Origin of the sequence: Methylobacterium nonmethylotrophicum, from assembly GCF_004745635.1 — a bacterium.
GTDB classification, from domain to species: Bacteria; Pseudomonadota; Alphaproteobacteria; order Rhizobiales; family Beijerinckiaceae; genus Methylobacterium; species Methylobacterium nonmethylotrophicum.
Window position 1 is genome coordinate 374,196 of the sequence record NZ_SRLB01000004.1, and the last position, 15,933, is coordinate 390,128.

Annotated in this window: 13 protein-coding genes; 7 read left to right on the plus strand and 6 right to left on the minus strand. The window is 71.2% G+C overall.

Annotation, left to right across the window (positions count from 1 at the left end; genetic code table 11):
- Positions 1–50 precede the first annotated feature (50 nt).
- Complete coding sequence (locus EU555_RS06655) at positions 51–314, plus strand: hypothetical protein (protein ID WP_135413873.1); 264 nt, start codon at positions 51–53, stop codon at positions 312–314.
- 43 nt (positions 315–357) lie between these two features.
- Here the strand turns inward: EU555_RS06655 and EU555_RS06660 are convergent, their stop codons facing one another.
- Entirely contained in the window at positions 358–2,196 is a 1,839-nt protein-coding gene (locus tag EU555_RS06660; protein ID WP_135413874.1) for a serine/threonine-protein kinase, read from the minus strand.
- Positions 2,193–3,008, minus strand: coding sequence for a PP2C family protein-serine/threonine phosphatase (locus EU555_RS06665; RefSeq protein WP_135413875.1), 816 nt, complete (start codon positions 3,006–3,008; stop codon positions 2,193–2,195). The genes EU555_RS06660 and EU555_RS06665 overlap by 4 nt, the downstream gene beginning before the upstream one ends.
- Positions 3,009–3,349: 341 nt before the next feature.
- Between EU555_RS06665 and EU555_RS06670 the strand changes: the two genes are divergently transcribed.
- From EU555_RS06670 to EU555_RS36050, 6 genes are all read left to right on the plus strand, one after another.
- Positions 3,350–3,883, plus strand: coding sequence for an OmpA family protein (locus EU555_RS06670; protein ID WP_135413876.1), 534 nt, complete (start codon positions 3,350–3,352; stop codon positions 3,881–3,883).
- Between the two features lie 441 nt (positions 3,884–4,324).
- A complete protein-coding gene (locus EU555_RS06675; RefSeq protein WP_245524167.1) occupies positions 4,325–5,872 on the plus strand; it encodes a caspase family protein in 1,548 nt (515 codons plus the stop codon).
- Between the two features lie 154 nt (positions 5,873–6,026).
- Positions 6,027–6,674 (plus strand): OmpA family protein, encoded by a 648-nt coding sequence (locus EU555_RS06680; protein WP_135413878.1) that lies wholly within the window; start codon positions 6,027–6,029, stop codon positions 6,672–6,674.
- Between the two features lie 112 nt (positions 6,675–6,786).
- On the plus strand, positions 6,787–7,692 hold the full coding sequence (locus EU555_RS06685) for an efflux RND transporter periplasmic adaptor subunit (RefSeq protein ID WP_135413879.1): 906 nt from the start codon (positions 6,787–6,789) through the stop codon (positions 7,690–7,692).
- 60 nt (positions 7,693–7,752) lie between these two features.
- The gene (locus EU555_RS06690; RefSeq protein ID WP_245524168.1) at positions 7,753–10,905 is read left to right on the plus strand and encodes an efflux RND transporter permease subunit; all 3,153 of its coding nucleotides are present in this window, start codon (positions 7,753–7,755) and stop codon (positions 10,903–10,905) included.
- A 310-nt stretch (positions 10,906–11,215) separates the two neighbouring features.
- On the plus strand, positions 11,216–11,383 hold the full coding sequence (locus tag EU555_RS36050; RefSeq protein WP_167858464.1) for a hypothetical protein: 168 nt from the start codon (positions 11,216–11,218) through the stop codon (positions 11,381–11,383).
- 334 nt (positions 11,384–11,717) lie between these two features.
- Here the strand turns inward: EU555_RS36050 and EU555_RS06695 are convergent, their stop codons facing one another.
- The 4 genes from EU555_RS06695 to EU555_RS06710 form a co-directional block, all read right to left on the minus strand.
- Positions 11,718–13,055 (minus strand): LLM class flavin-dependent oxidoreductase, encoded by a 1,338-nt coding sequence (locus EU555_RS06695; protein WP_135413880.1) that lies wholly within the window; start codon positions 13,053–13,055, stop codon positions 11,718–11,720.
- 37 nt (positions 13,056–13,092) lie between these two features.
- Positions 13,093–13,965, minus strand: a complete 873-nt coding sequence (locus tag EU555_RS06700; protein ID WP_135413881.1) for an ABC transporter permease — start codon at positions 13,963–13,965, stop codon at positions 13,093–13,095.
- Positions 13,962–14,750 carry an ABC transporter ATP-binding protein gene (locus EU555_RS06705; protein ID WP_425375090.1) on the minus strand — a complete coding sequence of 263 codons (789 nt, stop codon included), beginning with the start codon at positions 14,748–14,750 and terminating at the stop codon, positions 13,962–13,964. Before EU555_RS06705 ends, EU555_RS06700 begins: the two co-directional genes overlap by 4 nt.
- A 77-nt stretch (positions 14,751–14,827) precedes the next feature.
- On the minus strand, positions 14,828–15,853 hold the full coding sequence (locus EU555_RS06710) for an ABC transporter substrate-binding protein (RefSeq protein WP_135413883.1): 1,026 nt from the start codon (positions 15,851–15,853) through the stop codon (positions 14,828–14,830).
- Positions 15,854–15,933: the final 80 nt, after the last annotated feature.

The window sequence follows — 15,933 nt, forward strand, 5'->3', positions numbered from 1 at the left end:
CGGGCCTCAAGACTTACCAAGGCCGCCAGAGGACATCCGGAGGAAAGACCATGAATCTGCGTGTTGCTGCAATCCTGTCGTCCGCCGCCGTCGCGACGTCCCTGGCGGCGTCGCTGCCGGCACGGGCCGATTACGTCCGCTGCGCCACGCCATGGTCCTGCGAGCGGGTCAGCGAGCGGCCGGTCCATCGCGAGTTCCGGCCCCTCTACGCGGCCAACCACCACTGGCAGCCCTGGTACGATTACGGCTACGGCGCGCGGCCCTATACCCGCTTCGACGTCGAGGCTCTGCGCCTGATGAGCCGGATGCCCTGAGGCGTGCCGGCGCCCGAGGCAGGGCCGGGTCCCGGTCCCGCGATCAGCTTCCGAGCTTGAAGTAGCGGATCGCGATCCCGGCCGGGCGGGGATCGCGGTCGAGTTCCTCGCCGAGCTGGCGAAAGACCTGGCTCGCCCGCGCGCTCCCCATGCCCCGCAGGCTCGCGAGCGGCTTCTGGCTGGTCAGGGCGAGCAGCATCTGCGGCTTCGGCGGGCCGTTGCCATCGACCTTGACGGCGAATCGCGCCGCCTCGCCGCTGCGCCGCACGGAGCGGCCGAGATTGCTGACCCGGCCGTCGTCGGAGACGAGCAGCAATTCGATGCTGCGGTCGGGGCTGGCCTCGACCGTGCCGGTCAGTTCCTGACCGCTGTGCAGCAGGTCGGAGGTCACGGCGAGCGTCGCCGCGCGGGCGTCGCGCAGCGGAAACTGCCGCGCCAGGAAATCGATCAGCGGGCACTGCGCCTCGGTGACCTGGTGCAGCGTGATCTGCGGCTCGATGTCGAGGCTGCGCTGGAAGGCCGCGTCGAAGGTCATGAAGGGGCGGGGCGAGGACCCGAACGCATCGACCGTCACGTTCGGCGGCTGAGCCGAGACCGCCGTCACGAAGAAGCACTCGCCGCCGTCGTAGTTGCGCACGAACCGCTCGACCTGATCGGCATTCGCCGCCGTGGGTGACGGGCTGGGCCGCGGCGGATTGGGCCTCGGCGTCGATGGCTGCACGGCCTCGTCCGGATCTGGCCCGGGATCCGGGAGCGGGATGATCGTGGGCTTCTGCTCCTGAGCCGGCCGCTGCTCCGGCGCCGTCGCCTCCGGGGCGGGCCTGCGCGGCGGCGTGGCGTCGGTCGTCGGCGGCTTCGGCGGCGGCGGGGCGTCCTTGGCCGGCGGCGTCGGGCGGGGCGTCTCGGCCACCGGGGGAGGGGAGGGCTCGCGCCCGGGCAGGACCAGCACCGCCGCGCCGCCGAGGACGGCGGCCACCGCCAGTCCGGCCGCGGCCCCGAGCGCCGGGGCGAGGCGCCGGCGCGGCGGCTCGCCGGTGGGCAGGAGGGCCGCCACCGCCGCCATGTCGGCGGGACGGTCCTTCGGGTTCGGCTGCAGCATCGCGGTCAGGACCGGGCGGATGCGCTCGTCGATCCCCGCGAGATCCGGCACCCGGCGGCGCTTCTCGATCACCTCGAGATGGCTGCTGCCCATGTCGAGCGCCTCGCCGCGGGCGGCGTGGACCAGGAGCAGGCCGAGGCTGTAGATGTCGGATTTCGGCGTTACCTCGCCGCCGTAGAGGCCGAGCTGCTCGGGCGAGACGTAGGCGTACTTGCCGGCGAAGCCGCTGCCGATCACCGTTCCGTCCTGGCTCGGGGCCCGGGCGATGCCGAAATCGATCAGCTTGGCCCGGGCGACGTTGCCGCCGGGCAGGATCACGTTGTCGGGCGAGACGTCGCGGTGGATGATGCCGAGTTCGTGCGCCGCCTGGAGCCCGGCCGCGAGCCGGCGCAGCAGCAGCGACAGGGTCGGGGTGTCGAGGGGCTCGGTCTTCAGGCGCTCGGACAGGAGCACCCCGTCGACGAACTCCATCGCCAGGTAGGGCAGGTCGAGCTTCGCGTCGATCGAGAACACGAAGTAGCGGACGATGGCCTCGTGGTTGAGGTGGTGCAGCGCCGAGGCCTCGCGGCGAAACAGCGTCAGGGCCGCCGTGTTGCGGGCGAGTTCGGGCTTGATCACCTTGATCGCCACGGCGTCGCCGGTGCCGAGGGCCTCGCCCTTGTAGACCTCGCCCATGCCCCCGGCGGCGATCAGGCTGCGGATCACGTAGGTGTCGTTGAGCCGGGTCCCGGGCTGGATGAAGGCGCGGGAGGGCTGCGGCAGGAAGACCGTCTCCTCGCTCATGACCCGGATGCTCCCGGCCCGGCGGCGTCGCGCGGGCCTGCGCCCGGCGGACCGAGGTAGCGCACCGCCACCACCGTGACGTTGTCGTTCGCCCCGCGTGCCAGGGTCAGCGACACCAGCGCGTCGCAGGCGCCCTGGGCGTCGGGGGCGTCGGTGCAGAGGCCCAGGATCTCCCGGTCCCCGACATGCTGGGTCAGGCCGTCGGAGCAGAGGATGAAGAGATCGCCCGGCTCCAGCAGGCCGTGGTCGAGCTCGACGTCGGGCCGCTCCTGCACGCCGATCGCCCGGGTGACGACGTTGCGGCCCGGCCAGGCGCTCGCCTCCTCGGGCGTCAGCACGCCGCGGTCGAGCAGGGACTGGATCTCGGTGTGGTCGCGGGAAAGCTGCACGATGCGCCCGGCCCGGACCCGGTAGATCCGGCTGTCGCCCGACCACAGGCAGGCGAAGTGGGGCGCGAAGATCAGGAGCGCCGCCACCGTGGTGCCGACCACGGTGCCGCGGGCCAGGGCCACCTTCTGGATCTCGGCATTCGCCGTCGCGATGCCGGCCTTCATCCGGGCCAGGAGGTCGCCGGCCGAGGCTGCCGGCGCGATCGTCGCGAGCGCCTGCACCACCGCGCTCGACGCCACATCCCCGGCGGCGTGCCCGCCCATGCCGTCCGCGACCGCGAAGAGGCCGCTCTCGGGGGCGACGAGGAAGCGGTCCTCGTTCAGCGACCGGACATGGCCGACATGGCTCGCCGCGCCGAGATCGAGCCGGGCCGCAGGGGCTCGCGGCGTCTCTCCCCCGCCCTGCGGGGCAGTCTCGGGCATCGACCGATCCTTCCTCGTGAACGCCAGCCGGCCGCGCGGCCGGTCGTACCCTGACCGAGGCGGGCCCGTTCGGCAAGCGTCGGCCCGACGGCCGGCCCGGGCCGGCCCGGTCATGCACAAGCTTTGCCGTCGCGGACGCGCGGCCGCCGGCGTCCCGGGCCGGTCCTTCACCCGGATTGTTGCGTCAACGAAATATCCCGCCGGACTTGCGGCCGGGCCTCGCCGCCGGATCATTTCGTCCTCGTCACAATTCGAGTATTGTTGAAAACAGTCGCGGGACCGATGTTGACGATAGACTGACCGATGTGCATAACCGGAAGCCTGACAGGAGGATTGAGGCGATGCGCGCGCTGGTTCTGATTGCGGCTCTCGAAGTCGTGGCGATGTCCGGGATGGCCCAGGCCGGTCCGGCCTACACGGCCGACGACATCGTCAAGCACTTCGCGACGGCCGATCAGCCCGATCTCGGCCGGACCCGCGGCCTGTGCGTCGGCACGCACAGCGAGTGCAATGCCGGCGTGGCGGCCCGCAAGCCCGCCGCCGCCTTCGACCTCGTGGTCAATTTCGACTACAACTCGGATCAGCTGACGCCGGCGGCGCGGGCGAATCTCGACGAGTTCGCCAAGGCCCTGCGGGACGCGCGCCTGAAGTCGGCGAGCTTCGTGGTGGAGGGGCACACCGACGGCCGCGGCGGCGACGATTTCAACCTCGGCCTGTCGAGCCGGCGCGCCAACGCGGTGGTGAAGTACCTCTCCGGCCGCGGCGTCGAGGCCGGGCATCTCTCCGCCAAGGGCTACGGCAAGGCCCGTCCCCTCGCGAGCGATCCCCTCGACCCGGCCAACCGTCGCGTCGAGGCCCGCATCGCGACCCCCTGAGGGCGCGCGCGACGCCGCCGCGGCGGGTGCGGGCCCGCACGGCGGCATCGAGGCCGCCGATGTAGACATTCAATCATCGAACGGCCCGGCGCCCCGGATCTAGCCGGAGTTGCTGGGCCGATCGATCCCTCTTTCTTCGATCGACATGATCACGGGGGTGCACGCGATGCGGGCGTTCGCAGGCCGGGCCGGAATCAGCTTGAGGTGATCAATCGATAGTTGCGATTGATAGCCGGGTAAAACTGTTGTTCACCGTCCTTCGGGTGCGGCCTCCAAACTTGTCAGCGGGGTCGAGTGGTTTTAAGGTTCACGCGCCGAAACAGGCCTTTGCGAAAGTCTTTCGAGGGCAGCATGCGCGCGTGGTGGTTTGTTTGTCTCGTGCTCGCGGCCGGAGCGTGCCTCGCGCGCCCCGCGGCGGCCGACAACAAGCAGGGTGATCGCGTGGCGCTTCTGATCGGCAACGCCCAGTATCCGGACAGCGATACCCCGCTGACCACGCCCGTCCAGGACGTGCGCGCCGTCGGCGCCGCCCTCCAGCGCAAGGGCTACACGGTCGATATCGCCGAGAACGCGAACAAGCAGGCGATGCAGCAGGCTTTGGCGCAGTTCTTCGACAAGATCAAGCCCGGATCGAATGTTTTCTTCTACTTCTCAGGCTATGGCATCCAGTCCGGCAAGAAGAACTACCTGATCCCGATCGACGGCCAGATCTGGAACGAGGCCGACCTGCGGCGGGAGGGCGTGACCGCCGACTGGGTGATGTCGGAGATCGACCGGCGCGGCGCGGAGCTGAAGTTCGTGGTGCTGGACGCGGCCAACCGCAACCCGTTCGAGCGGCGGTTCCGCGGCTTCTCGACCGGCCTCGCGGCAGTGACCGATCCGCCGGCCAACACGCTGGTCGTGTACTCCACCGGCCCCGGCACCATGCTGCGCCCGGGCAGCGGCACCCGCAGCGCCTTCGCGGACGAGCTGGTCGGACCGCTCGGCAGCGACGGCCTGTCCCGCCCCGCCTTCGACAAGGCCCGCACCGCGGTCTCGGCCGCGAGCCAGGGCGCGCAGGTGCCGTGGATCTTCTCCACCCTGAAGGAGGGGGCCGGCGGCGGCTGGTCCGATCCGCGGCCGGTCCCCAAGCCCGGCAGGACGGAGCCGCCCAAGGAAGCCAAGGACGCTGCCAGGCCCGGTCCCGAGACGGCGAGGCCGCAGGAGCCCGCGAGGAACCAGGAGCCTCCGCGGAACGAGATCACCAAGGAGGCCGCCCGGCAGCCGCCGGAGGTCCCCAAGCCTCCGCCGGAGGCCTTGAAGCCGGCCGCCCCGGATCCGGCGGGAGACTTCGCGGCCGCCAAGCGGACGAACACCCGCCAGGCCTACCAGGACTTCGTCGCCCGCTACCCGAACGGTGCCTGGGCCGAGCGGGCCCGGGCCGAGATCGACCGGATCGACGCGGCCGCGAAGCCGGCGCCCGCCGACACCCAGGTGCTCACCTATTCCCGGGAGGACCTGCGCACGAAGGCCGAGCTGGACCGGGCGCTCGAGCGCGACCCCACCAACGTGGGAGCCCTCTACCGCCGCGGCCAGCTCTATGCCCTCCACCGCGAGTTCCAGAAGGCCGTCGCGGATTTCGACGAGGTCATCCGCCTCAGCCCGCAGGACGTCGAGGCTCTCAACAACCGTTGCTGGGTGCGGGCGATGATCGAGGAGCTCGACCGGGCCCTGCGCGACTGCAACGAGGCCCTGAAGCTGCGCCCCAACTTCCCGGACGCCCTGGACAGCCGGGGACTGGTCAACCTCAAGATCGGGCTGCCCGGCATGGCCATCCGCGACTACGACGCCGCGCTGCGCGGCAACGGCAAGCAGGCGTCCTCGCTCTACGGCCGCGGGCTCGCCCGCCTGCGCACGGGCGAGACCCAGGAGGGCAACAGCGACATCACCGACGCCCTGGCGATGGATCCGACCGTCGCCAAGGAGTTCGCCCGGTACGGAATCCGTTGAGCGGGACGTACGCTCCCCGCTCGGCGTGACAACAAGGCCCCACCGCCTCCCAGGACCGCGGATGGGGACCGAAAGATGGTTCGAGGAACGCATCGCACACCCTGAACACGCCGCACGCCGCGACGAGCGTGCGGATCGCACAAGGAGCATCACGATGACCACGTCCAACCGTTCCCGCCGCGCCGCCCCGCTGACCGCGACGCTGGCGGTCCTCCTGGCCCTCGGCGCGACCGCCGCGCAGGCCCAGCAGACGCCCTCCGAGGAGGACATCGCCCGGGCCCTCTTCCCGGAGCAGAAGCCCCTGACCCGCAGCCTCTCCACCGGCGTGCGCGGCCAGCCCGGCGGCACCGACGACAGCGCCTTCCTCGACACCCTGCGCAACCGCACCTCGTTCTCGCCGGCCGAGCGCGAGAAGATCGCCGCCGCCTCGGCCGACAAGCCGAGCTTCGATCTGGAGATCCCGTTCGAGTACAACTCGGCGACGATCAGCCCGAAGGCCCTGCCGCTGGTCAAGACCCTCGGCGCGACCCTCGCCCGCCCCGTGGCGAAGGGCAGCACCTTCCTGGTCGTCGGTCATACCGACGGCAAGGGCAAGGACCAGGCCAACCAGGCCCTGTCCGAGCGCCGGGCCGAGGCGGTGCGGCAGTACATCATCCAGAACTACGGCGTGCCGGGCGCCAACATCGTCGCTGTCGGCTACGGCAAGGCCCATCTGAAGGATGCCGCCAACCCGCTCTCGCCGGCCAACCGCCGCGTGACCGCCGTCAACATGTCGGGCGTGAAGTCGGCCTCCCGCTACTGATCCGCCGGCGACCCGTGACGCGCCCGCCGTCCCTCGAGGGGCCGGCGGGCGACCCGAGAAGCCCGCCTTCGCCCGGCGCCGCGGGCCCAGTGTTGAGAGCGTCGAGCCCGTCATGTCGCGTGACCATACCCGGCTTCCGCCCGCCGCCGCGCGGCTGATGTTTCCGTTTGCGGCGCGGCTGCTGGCCCTCGGCCTCGCCGCCGGCGTGCCGGGCCTTGCCGTCGCGGCCGGCGTGCCGAGCGAGCCCACCGTCACGATCCGGGCCCGCAAGGCCTGCTTCTCCGATTCGGTGCGGGTCACCGGCTACGTGATGCCCCGGCGCGAGGCCTACGTGACCTACCCGGTCGAAGGCTACCGCGTCGCCGAGGTGCTGGTGCAGGAGGGCGACACGGTGAGCGCCGGCCAGGAGCTCGTGCGCCTCGCCCGCATCGCCCCCGAGGAGGGCGCCGCCGCAGGTTCCCCGATGGCCGCGCGCATGCCCGCGACCCTCGCCCTCAAGGCGCCGGATGCCGGTGTGGTGGGCCGGAGCACCGGCCAGGTCGGCGCCCTGACCGGCCCGCAGGCCGAGCCGCTGGTGCGCCTGATCACCGATCGGGAGCTCGACCTGATGGTGCAGGTGCCGAGCCTCTACGTCACCAAGGTGCGCCAGGGCGCCGCCACCCGCATCCTGACCGAATCCGGCGCGGCCCTGCGCGGCGAGGTCCGGCTGCCGGCGACCGACGTCGACCCGGCGACGCAGTTCGGCCGCGCCCTGGTGTCGCTGCCGGCCAATGCCGGCCTGCGGCCGGGCCAGTTCGCCGGGGCGCTGGTGGACACCGCGTCGAGCTGCGGGATCGCCGTGCCGCGCTCCGCGATCCTGCGCCGCAGCGACCTCACCAGCGTGCAGGTGATGGCCCGCGACGGCCGCATCGACACCCGCCGGGTCACCATCGGCTTCTCGTCCGAGGACGAGGTCGAGATCCGCAGCGGTCTCGCCGAGGGCGAGGCGGTGGTCGCCAATGCCGGGATGGCCTTCTGACCATGGCGCCCTGACGACGCCGCTCATCCGAATTGCATCTCACGCGAGTCGAGGCCGCCCTTGTCCCTGAACGTGTCCTCCTGGGCGATCCGGCAGCCGCTGCCCTCGATCCTGATCTCCCTGATCCTGCTGATCCTCGGCTGGACGAGCTTCACCAAGCTGCCGATCACCCGTCTGCCCTCGGCGGACATCCCGATCATCTCGGTGGCGGTGGCCCAGTTCGGGGCGGCGCCGGCGGAGCTCGAGACCCAGGTCACCAAGACGATCGAGGACGGCGTCTCCGGCGTCGAGGGCGTGCGCCACATCTCCTCGACCATCACCGACGGCATCTCGGTGACGACGGTGCAGTTCCGCCTCGAGACCAACACCGACCGGGCCCTCAACGACGTCAAGGACGCGATCACCCGCATCCAGGCGGACCTGCCGCGCAACGCCGAGACGCCGCTGATCCAGCGGGTCGATGTCGTCGGCCTGCCGATCGTGACCTACGCGGCGGTGGCGACGAGCAAGACGCCCGAGCAGCTGTCCTGGTTCGTCGACACCGTGGTCAAAAGGCGCCTGCAGAGCATCCGCGGCGTGGCGCAGTTCGAGACCATCGGGGGCGTCGAGCGCGAGATCCTGGTCTCCCTCGATCCCGACCGCCTCCAGGCCTACGGCCTCACCGCCGTCGACGTCAGCCGGCGCCTGCGCGGCATCAACGTCGACGTGGCGGGCGGGCGCACCCAGCTCGGCGGCCAGGACTACGCCATCCGGGCGCTCGCCGGCGCCCGCTCCCTCGAGGAGCTGAAAGGCGTGATGATCCCGCTCTCCACCGGCGGGCAGATCCGGCTGCAGGATCTCGGCGTCATCACCGACACGGTGGCGGACCGGCGCACCTTCGCGAGCCTCGACACCAAGCCCGTGGTGGCCTTCGGCATCAAGCGCGCCAAGGGCGCGAGCGACGTGGTCGTCGCCAAGGCCGTACAGGCGAAGGTCGACCAGATCCAGGAGGAGTACCCGGACGTCAAGCTGACGCTGATCGACACCTCGGTCGACTACACGGTCGGCAACTACGAGGCGGCGATCAAGACGCTGTTCGAGGGCGCAGGCCTCGCCGTCATCGTGGTGTTCCTGTTCCTGCGCAACCTGCGCACCACGGTGATCGTGGCGGTGTCGCTGCCGCTGTCGATCTTCCCGGCCTTCTGGGCCATGGACATGCTGGGCTTCTCGCTCAACCTGGTGAGCTTCCTGGCGGTCACGCTCTCCACCGGCATCCTGGTCGACGACTCGATCGTCGAGATCGAGAACATCGTCCGCCACATCCGCATGGGCAAGTCGCCCTACCAGGCGGCGATCGACGCCGCCGACGAGATCGGGCTCGCGGTCATCGCCATCAGCTTCACGATCGTGGCGATCTTCGCCCCGGCGAGCTTCATGGGCGGCATCGCCGGGCAGTTCTTCAAGCAGTTCGGCATCACCATCGCGGTGCAGGTGCTGTTCTCGCTGCTCGCCGCCCGCTTCGTCACCCCGATGCTCGCCGCCTACATCATGAAGCCGGAGGTGCACGAGGAGAAGCCGCCGGGCCGGGTCGAGCGCGCCTATGTCTGGCTCGTGAGCAAGTCGGTGAAGTTCTACTTCCTCACCGTCCTCTTCGGCATCGGCCTGTTCGCCGCCTCGATCGCCAGCATGCGGCTCCTCTCCGAGGGCTTCCTGCCGGCCCAGGACACCGCCCGTTCGCTGCTCTCGATCGAGCTGCCGCCCGGCTCCCTCGTCTCCGACACCCAGCGGGTCACCGACAGCATCGTCACCGAGCTGCACAAGATCCCGGAGGTGAAGAGCGTCTTCGTCAATGGCGGGCGCCTGCCGCAGGGCAGCGCCGAGGTGCGGCGCGCCTCCTTGATCCTGAACTACACCAACAAGTCCGAGCGCACGGTCACCCAGCACGCGCTCGAGCAGCAGGTCGAGCGGCGGCTCCAGGAGATCCCGGACATCCGCTACTGGTTCGTCGACGAGAACGGGCTGCGCGCCATCTCGCTCGTGGTCAACGGCCAGGACAGCCGCACGGTGGCGAGCGTCGCCAACGAACTCGCCAACCAGATGCGGCGGCTGCCGACCGTCGCCAACGTGATCTCCGGCGCCACCCTCGACCGGCCGGAGCTGCGCATCCGTCCGCGGATGGACCTCGCGTCCCGCTTCGGCATCACCGCCGACACCCTGTCGGAGACGATCCGCGTCGCCACCATCGGCGATGTCGGCCCGGCGCTCGCGAAGTTCGACGCCGGCGACCGGCTGGTGCCGGTCCGGGTGCAGCTCGACGACAACGCCCGGCTCAACTGGGCGGTGATCGAGGGCCTGCGCATCCCGAGCCCGGCCGCCAAGGGCGGCGTGCCGCTCTCGGCGGTGGCCGAGCTCAGTTTCCAGGACGGGCCGGCCAACATCGCCCGCTACGACCGGGAGCGCCAGGCCACGGTGGCGGCGGACCTCGTCGGCACCGCGGCGCTGGGCGACGTGCTCAAGACCATCGACGCCCTGCCGGTGATGAAGAACCTGCCCAAGGGCGTGCAGGTGAGCCAGTCGGGCGACGCCGAGAACCTCGCCGAGCTCTCGGCGGGCTTCGCCGAGGTGATGCAGGCGGGCCTCCTGATGGTCTACGCCGTGCTGGTGATGCTGTTCGGCTCCTTCCTGCACCCGATCACCATCCTGTTCTCGCTGCCGCTCTCCCTCGGCGGCGCCGTGATGGCGCTCCTCGTCACCGGCAAGCAGCTGACCACGCCGGTCTGGATCGGCATCCTGATGCTGATGGGCATCGTCACCAAGAACGCCATCATGCTGGTGGAATTCGCCATCGAGGCGATGCGACACGGCATGAGCCGCAACGAGGCGATCATCGATGCCGGCCGCAAGCGCGCCCGGCCGATCGTGATGACCACCATCGCCATGGTGGCCGGCATGGTGCCGAGCGCGCTTGCGGTCGGGGCCGGCGGCGAGTTCCGCTCGCCGATGGCGATCGCGGTGATCGGCGGCCTGCTCTTCTCCACCATCCTGTCGCTGATCTTCGTGCCGGCGGTGTTCTGCCTGATGTGCGTGATCTCCGACCTGCCGAAGCGGCTCTATCGCGGGGTCGCGGCCCGGGCCGGGACGCGCAGGGCGCGCCAGACCGAGGGCAAGGCGCGCCAGCCCGACGGCAAGGCGGCGGCCGGCGACGCTCGGGGGCTGGCGACCCCGGGGGAGTGAGGCGGGCCGCGCGACGCGCGGCGGCGGCCTCGCCGGCGCAAGGCGCGCCCGCAGCGGGCGTTCCGGTGCGGTAGGGACTTGCGACGGGCCGGCCGCCCACGGCCGCCGCCCTGCTTGGTCCGTTTCGTGGTGCAGTGCGCAATACTGGCGCAACAATCCTCGGCCAACCTGCCGCCGGACGACAGGCTCGGCCGGTCGCATCGTGCGTGATGCCATCACCGGATGGTCGTGCGGCCGGAGCACGCTTCCGGTCGCCCGGTATCGGTGGCGTCGGCACCAGGCTCTTTCGGATGGAACGGGGAACGATGCGATGACGTATCAGGCTCGGCGCTTGGGCGACCACCCGGGGACCATGCCGCCCCCGTCCGGCGAGGCGATCCGCTCCCATGTCCGGACGCGGCTGGAGGCGCTCCTGGCCGCGCTCGGGGTCGGCACGGCGAACCACGGTACGGCGAGCCACGGTGCCTCCGTGGAGTAGTCGGCTCGGTGCGACGAGCCGCCGGGTCTACGCCGTTGCGGAGCCGTGCCGACGCTGACGCGCGCCCGCCACCGCATCGCGATGCCCTGACGCGCGCTCGCGGCAGCCCGGGGACGACGCCTTCGCCCACGAGGCGATGCGGACGGCTTTGGCGGGCCACGGCGGCTGGGCGGCGCGTGGTCGGGATCAGCCGCGATGCGCGTGACCGGCGGTGCCGGCCGGAGCGGGCGCAGGCATCGCCTCCGCCGCGCGCCGTGAGCGTCGAAACCCGGCCGGCCTGACCGTCCGACGGGCAGATCCCGGCCTCAGGCCGCGCCGCCGCGCCAGGATCGGCTCACGCACCCACCTTCCCCGGCCCGTAGCCCACGGGCGGGCGCGAGCCGAGATGCGCCCGCAAGGTCCGCCCCTCGTACTCGGTGCGAAACAGGCCGCGCCGGCGCAGCTCGGGCAGGACCAGCGCGATGAAGTCGTCGAGCCCGCCCGGCAGGGTCGGCGGCATGATGTTGAAGCCGTCGGCGCCGCCGGCGCGGAAACGCGCCTCCATCTCGTCGACGATCTGCGCCGGCGTCCCGACGATCTGCGAGTGGCCGCGGGCGCCGGCGATGCGCAGGTAGAGCTGGCGCAGCGTCAGGCCCTCGCGGCGGGCGAGGTCGACCATCAGCTGCTGGCGCGACTTGGCCCCCTCGGTCGCGGGCAGCTCCGGCACCGGGCCGTCGGGATCGCAGCCCGAGAGGTCGTGCCCGACCATGCGGCTCAGGAGCGCGAGGCCGACGACCGGATCGATCAGCGCCTGCAGCTCCTCGAACTTCGCCCGCGCCTCGGATTCGGTGCGGCCGACGACCGGAAACAGGCCCGGCATGATCTTGAGGTCGTCCGGCGCGCGGCCGAAGCGGGCCATGCGGCCCTTCAGGTCGCGGTAGAAATCCACCGCCTCGTCGAGGGTCTGGTTGGCCGTGAACACGATCTCGGCGGTGCGCGCCGCCAGGTCCTTGCCGGGGCCCGAGGAGCCGGCCTGGACCAGCACCGGCTGGCCTTGCGGCGTGCGCGCGATGTTGAGCGGGCCGCGGACCTCGAAATGCTTGCCCTTGTGATCGAGGGGCCGGAAGCCGTCGGGCTTCGAGAACTGGCCCGACGCCTTGTCGATCACGACGGCGTCGTCGTCCCAGGTGTTCCAGAGGCCCAGCACCACGTCGACGAACTCTTCCGCCCGCTCGTAGCGGTCGGCGTGGCGGGCGATCCTGTCGTTGCCGAAATTCGCGGCCTCCAGGTCGGTCGCCGAGGTGACGAGGTTCCAGCCGGCGCGGCCGCCGCTCAGGTGGTCGAGGGAGGCGAAGCGGCGGGCGACGTTGTAGGGCTCGTTGAAGCTCGTCGAGGTGGTGGCGACGAGGCCGATGCGGCTCGTGACGGCGGCCAGCGCCGAGAGCAGGGTGACGGGCTCGAAATGGGCCGAGCGGGCGGTGCGCTCGCTGGAGCGCAGGTCCGCGTCGCGGATGCCGGTGCCGTCCTCGAGGAAGATCAGGTCGAACTTCGCCGCCTCGGCGCGCCGGGCCCAGCCGACATAGCGCTCGAGGACGAGCCCGCCATCGGCCTCGCTCGACGGATGGCGCCAGCCGGCGACGTGGTGGCCGGTGGCGTAGAAGAAGGCGCCGAGGCGCATCGTGTCCTGTGTCATGGCTCGCTTTGTGTGTCGGGACCGGTTCTCGCCTAATCTAGCGCACCTGTCCCCAGCGCCGGACCGTCACCCGCTCCAGGCTCGCGAAGACCACGGTCTCGACCACGAGGCCGATCGCGATGACGAGGAGCAGGCCGGCGAAGACCCGGTCGGTGTAGAGCTCGTTGCGGTTCTGGAAGATGTACCAGCCGAGCCCGCCGCGGCCCGACGAGGCGCCGAAGACCAGCTCCGCCGCGATGAGCGTCCGCCAGGCGAAGGCCCAGCCGATCTTGAGGCCCGACAGGATCGCCGGCAGCGCCGCCGGGACCAGGATCTGGCCGACGTAAGCGAGCCCCTCCAACCCGTAATTGCGCCCGGTCATCCGCAGGGAATCCGGCACCGCCTGGAAGCCCGCATAGGTGTTGAGCGCGAGCGGCCACAGCACCGCGTGGACCAGCACGAAGATCAGGCTGCCCTGCCCGAGCCCGAACCAGAGCAGCGCCAGCGGCAGCAGCGCGATCGCCGGCAGCGGGTTGAACATCGCGGTCAGCGTCGAGAGCAGGTCGCGGCCCAGTTGCGTCGAGACCGCGAGCGAGGTCAGCCCGAAGGCGAGGAGGACGCCGAGGGCGTAGCCCTGGGCCAGCACGGTCAGCGAGATCCGGGTCCGCTCCAGGATCTCGCCCGTGGCGAGGCCGTCGACGAGGGCCGACAGGGTGGCACCGAAGCCCGGCAGCAGCAGGTCGTTGTCCTGCCAGCGCGCCAGGCCCTCCCAGAGGAGGGCCATCGCCAGGAGGATCAGGCCGCGGCGCAGCCAGCCCTGCTGCCACAGCCGGGTCGTCAGCGGCAGGGCACGCGCGACCGGCGCCTCGACGAAGGGCGGCAGCGGCCGGTCGTATTCCGGGCGGATCGGCGGCGAGAGGGCCTGGTTCATCGTGCGGCCTCGGGAGCCGGCTCGAACAGACGGTCGTGCAGGCGCTTGACGGCGGCCTGGAAGGCCCGGCTGCCGAGGCTCGACAGGTCGAACTCGTGGCAATTGTACTCGCCGCGCACCCGGCCCGGATGGGGCGAGAGCAGGGCGACCCGGTTGCCGACGACGAGCGCCTCCTCGATCGAGTGGGTGACGAACAGGAGCGTCATGCGGGCCTCGTCCCAGAGCGCCAGCAGTTCCTCCTGCATCTTGCGCCGGGTGAGCGCGTCGAGGGCCGCGAACGGCTCGTCCATCAGGAGCACCTTCGGCTGCATGGCGAGCGCCCGGGCGATGGCGACGCGCTGCTTCATGCCGCCGGAGAGCTGGTGCGGGTAGCTGCCGGCGAAGGCCGTGAGCCCGACCTTGTCGATGGTGGCGCGGGCCCGCTCCAGCGCCTCGGCGCGGCCGAGCCCGCGGGCGGCGCGCAGCGGGAAGGCGACGTTCTCGACCACGGTCTTCCAGGGCGGCAGCTGGTCGAATTCCTGGAAGACCACGATGCGGTCGGGGCCGGGGTTGCGCACCGGCACGCCGCCGAGCGTGATCTCGCCCTCGACCGGGGCGATGAAGCCGGCCACGGCCTTCAGGAGGGTGGACTTGCCGCAGCCCGACGGCCCGAGCAGCACGAAGCGGTCGGCCTCGTAGACGTCGAGGTCAATCCGGTGCGCCGCCCGCACCACGCGTCCCGGCGTGCGGTACTCGAGCGACACCCCGGCGATGCGCAGCAGCGGGTCGGGCAAGGGGCGCAGCATCTCGCGCGCCGCCGCCAGGGGTGAGGGCGCCACGGCAGGTGCGTCGCGCTCGATCACGAGCGTCATGCGGTTTGCCTTCAGCTGCCCGCGCCGATGCGCGGATTGGCGAAGAAGTAGTCGCTCAGGGCTTTCGGCTCGTTCTTGATCGCGCCGACGCGGTGCATGAACTGGCCTAAGCCCAGCGTGTTCTGCGGCTCGACCTTGAAGCTCACCTCGGGGCTCCTGATCACCTTGAGCAGCAGGGTGCGGTCGATCCGGCTGCCATTGGCCTTGAGGTAGATGTCGGCGGCCCGCTCCGGATCGGCGGCGATGAAGCGCGCCGCCTCGTCGAGGGCGTCGAGGAAGGCCTGGTAGGTCTTCGGGCTGTTTTGATAGAACTTCTCCGTCGCGTAGAGCACGGTCGAGGAGGCCGGCCCGCCCTGAACGTCGTAGGAGTTCAGGATCACCCGGGCGTTCGGGTTCTCGGCCAGTTCCTGCTCCTGGAATGGCGGGTTGCCGAAATGCGCGGTGATCTCGGTGCCGCCCTTGATGATCGCGGCGGCGGCTTCCGGGTGCGGCACCGCCACGCTGTTGCGGTCGAGCCGGGCGAAATCCTTGTCGCCCCACAGCTTGGCCGAGGCCATCTGCAGGATGCGCGCCTGGACCGAGACGCCGACCGCCGGCAGGGCGATGCGGTCCTTGTCGGTGAGGTCGGCGATGGACGTCACCTCGGGGCGGTTGCTGACGAGGTAGTACGGGAAGTTGCCGAGCGAGGCGACGCCGCGGACGTTCTGGCGGCCGCGGGTGCGGTCCCAGAGCGTGAAGAGCGGGCCGACGCCGGCGCTGCCGATATCGACGCTGCCGGAGAGCAGCGCGTCGTTGACCGCCGAGCCGCCGGAGAGCTGCAGGTACTCGACCTTGATGTCGAGCCCGGCCTCCCGGCCGTGCTTCTCGATCAGCTTCTGGTCCTCGGCGACGTTGAGGAGCAGGTAGACGACGCCGAACTGCTTGGCGATGCGCAGCTGTCCCTCGGCCGCGGCGGCCGGCAGAGCCGCCAGCAGAGCCAGGCCTCCGAGCAGGGCGGCGGCGTGCCGGCGCAGAAGCCCGGCGCGTTGCTTGATCATCGGCATGGTCTCGTCGGTCGCGGGAGCCTGGATACTCTCGATCCGGCATCGGATATCTGGCGTTCTCCGGTATCGCCGTC

Excerpts from the sequence above, each read along its gene's own strand:
- EU555_RS06680 (WP_135413878.1), top strand. The coding sequence starts at position 6,027 with ATGACCACGTCCAACCGTTCCCGCCGCGCCGCCCCGCTGACCGCGACG.
- EU555_RS06665 (WP_135413875.1), bottom strand. The coding sequence starts at position 3,008 with ATGCCCGAGACTGCCCCGCAGGGCGGGGGAGAGACGCCGCGAGCCCCT.
- EU555_RS06710 (WP_135413883.1), bottom strand. The coding sequence starts at position 15,853 with ATGATCAAGCAACGCGCCGGGCTTCTGCGCCGGCACGCCGCCGCCCTG.
- EU555_RS06655 (WP_135413873.1), top strand. The coding sequence starts at position 51 with ATGAATCTGCGTGTTGCTGCAATCCTGTCGTCCGCCGCCGTCGCGACG.
- EU555_RS06685 (WP_135413879.1), top strand. The coding sequence starts at position 6,787 with ATGTCGCGTGACCATACCCGGCTTCCGCCCGCCGCCGCGCGGCTGATG.
- EU555_RS36050 (WP_167858464.1), top strand. The coding sequence starts at position 11,216 with ATGACGTATCAGGCTCGGCGCTTGGGCGACCACCCGGGGACCATGCCG.
- EU555_RS06700 (WP_135413881.1), bottom strand. The coding sequence starts at position 13,965 with ATGAACCAGGCCCTCTCGCCGCCGATCCGCCCGGAATACGACCGGCCG.
- EU555_RS06695 (WP_135413880.1), bottom strand. The coding sequence starts at position 13,055 with ATGACACAGGACACGATGCGCCTCGGCGCCTTCTTCTACGCCACCGGC.
- EU555_RS06705 (WP_425375090.1), bottom strand. The coding sequence starts at position 14,750 with ATGCTGCGCCCCTTGCCCGACCCGCTGCTGCGCATCGCCGGGGTGTCG.
- EU555_RS06660 (WP_135413874.1), bottom strand. The coding sequence starts at position 2,196 with ATGAGCGAGGAGACGGTCTTCCTGCCGCAGCCCTCCCGCGCCTTCATC.
- EU555_RS06670 (WP_135413876.1), top strand. The coding sequence starts at position 3,350 with ATGCGCGCGCTGGTTCTGATTGCGGCTCTCGAAGTCGTGGCGATGTCC.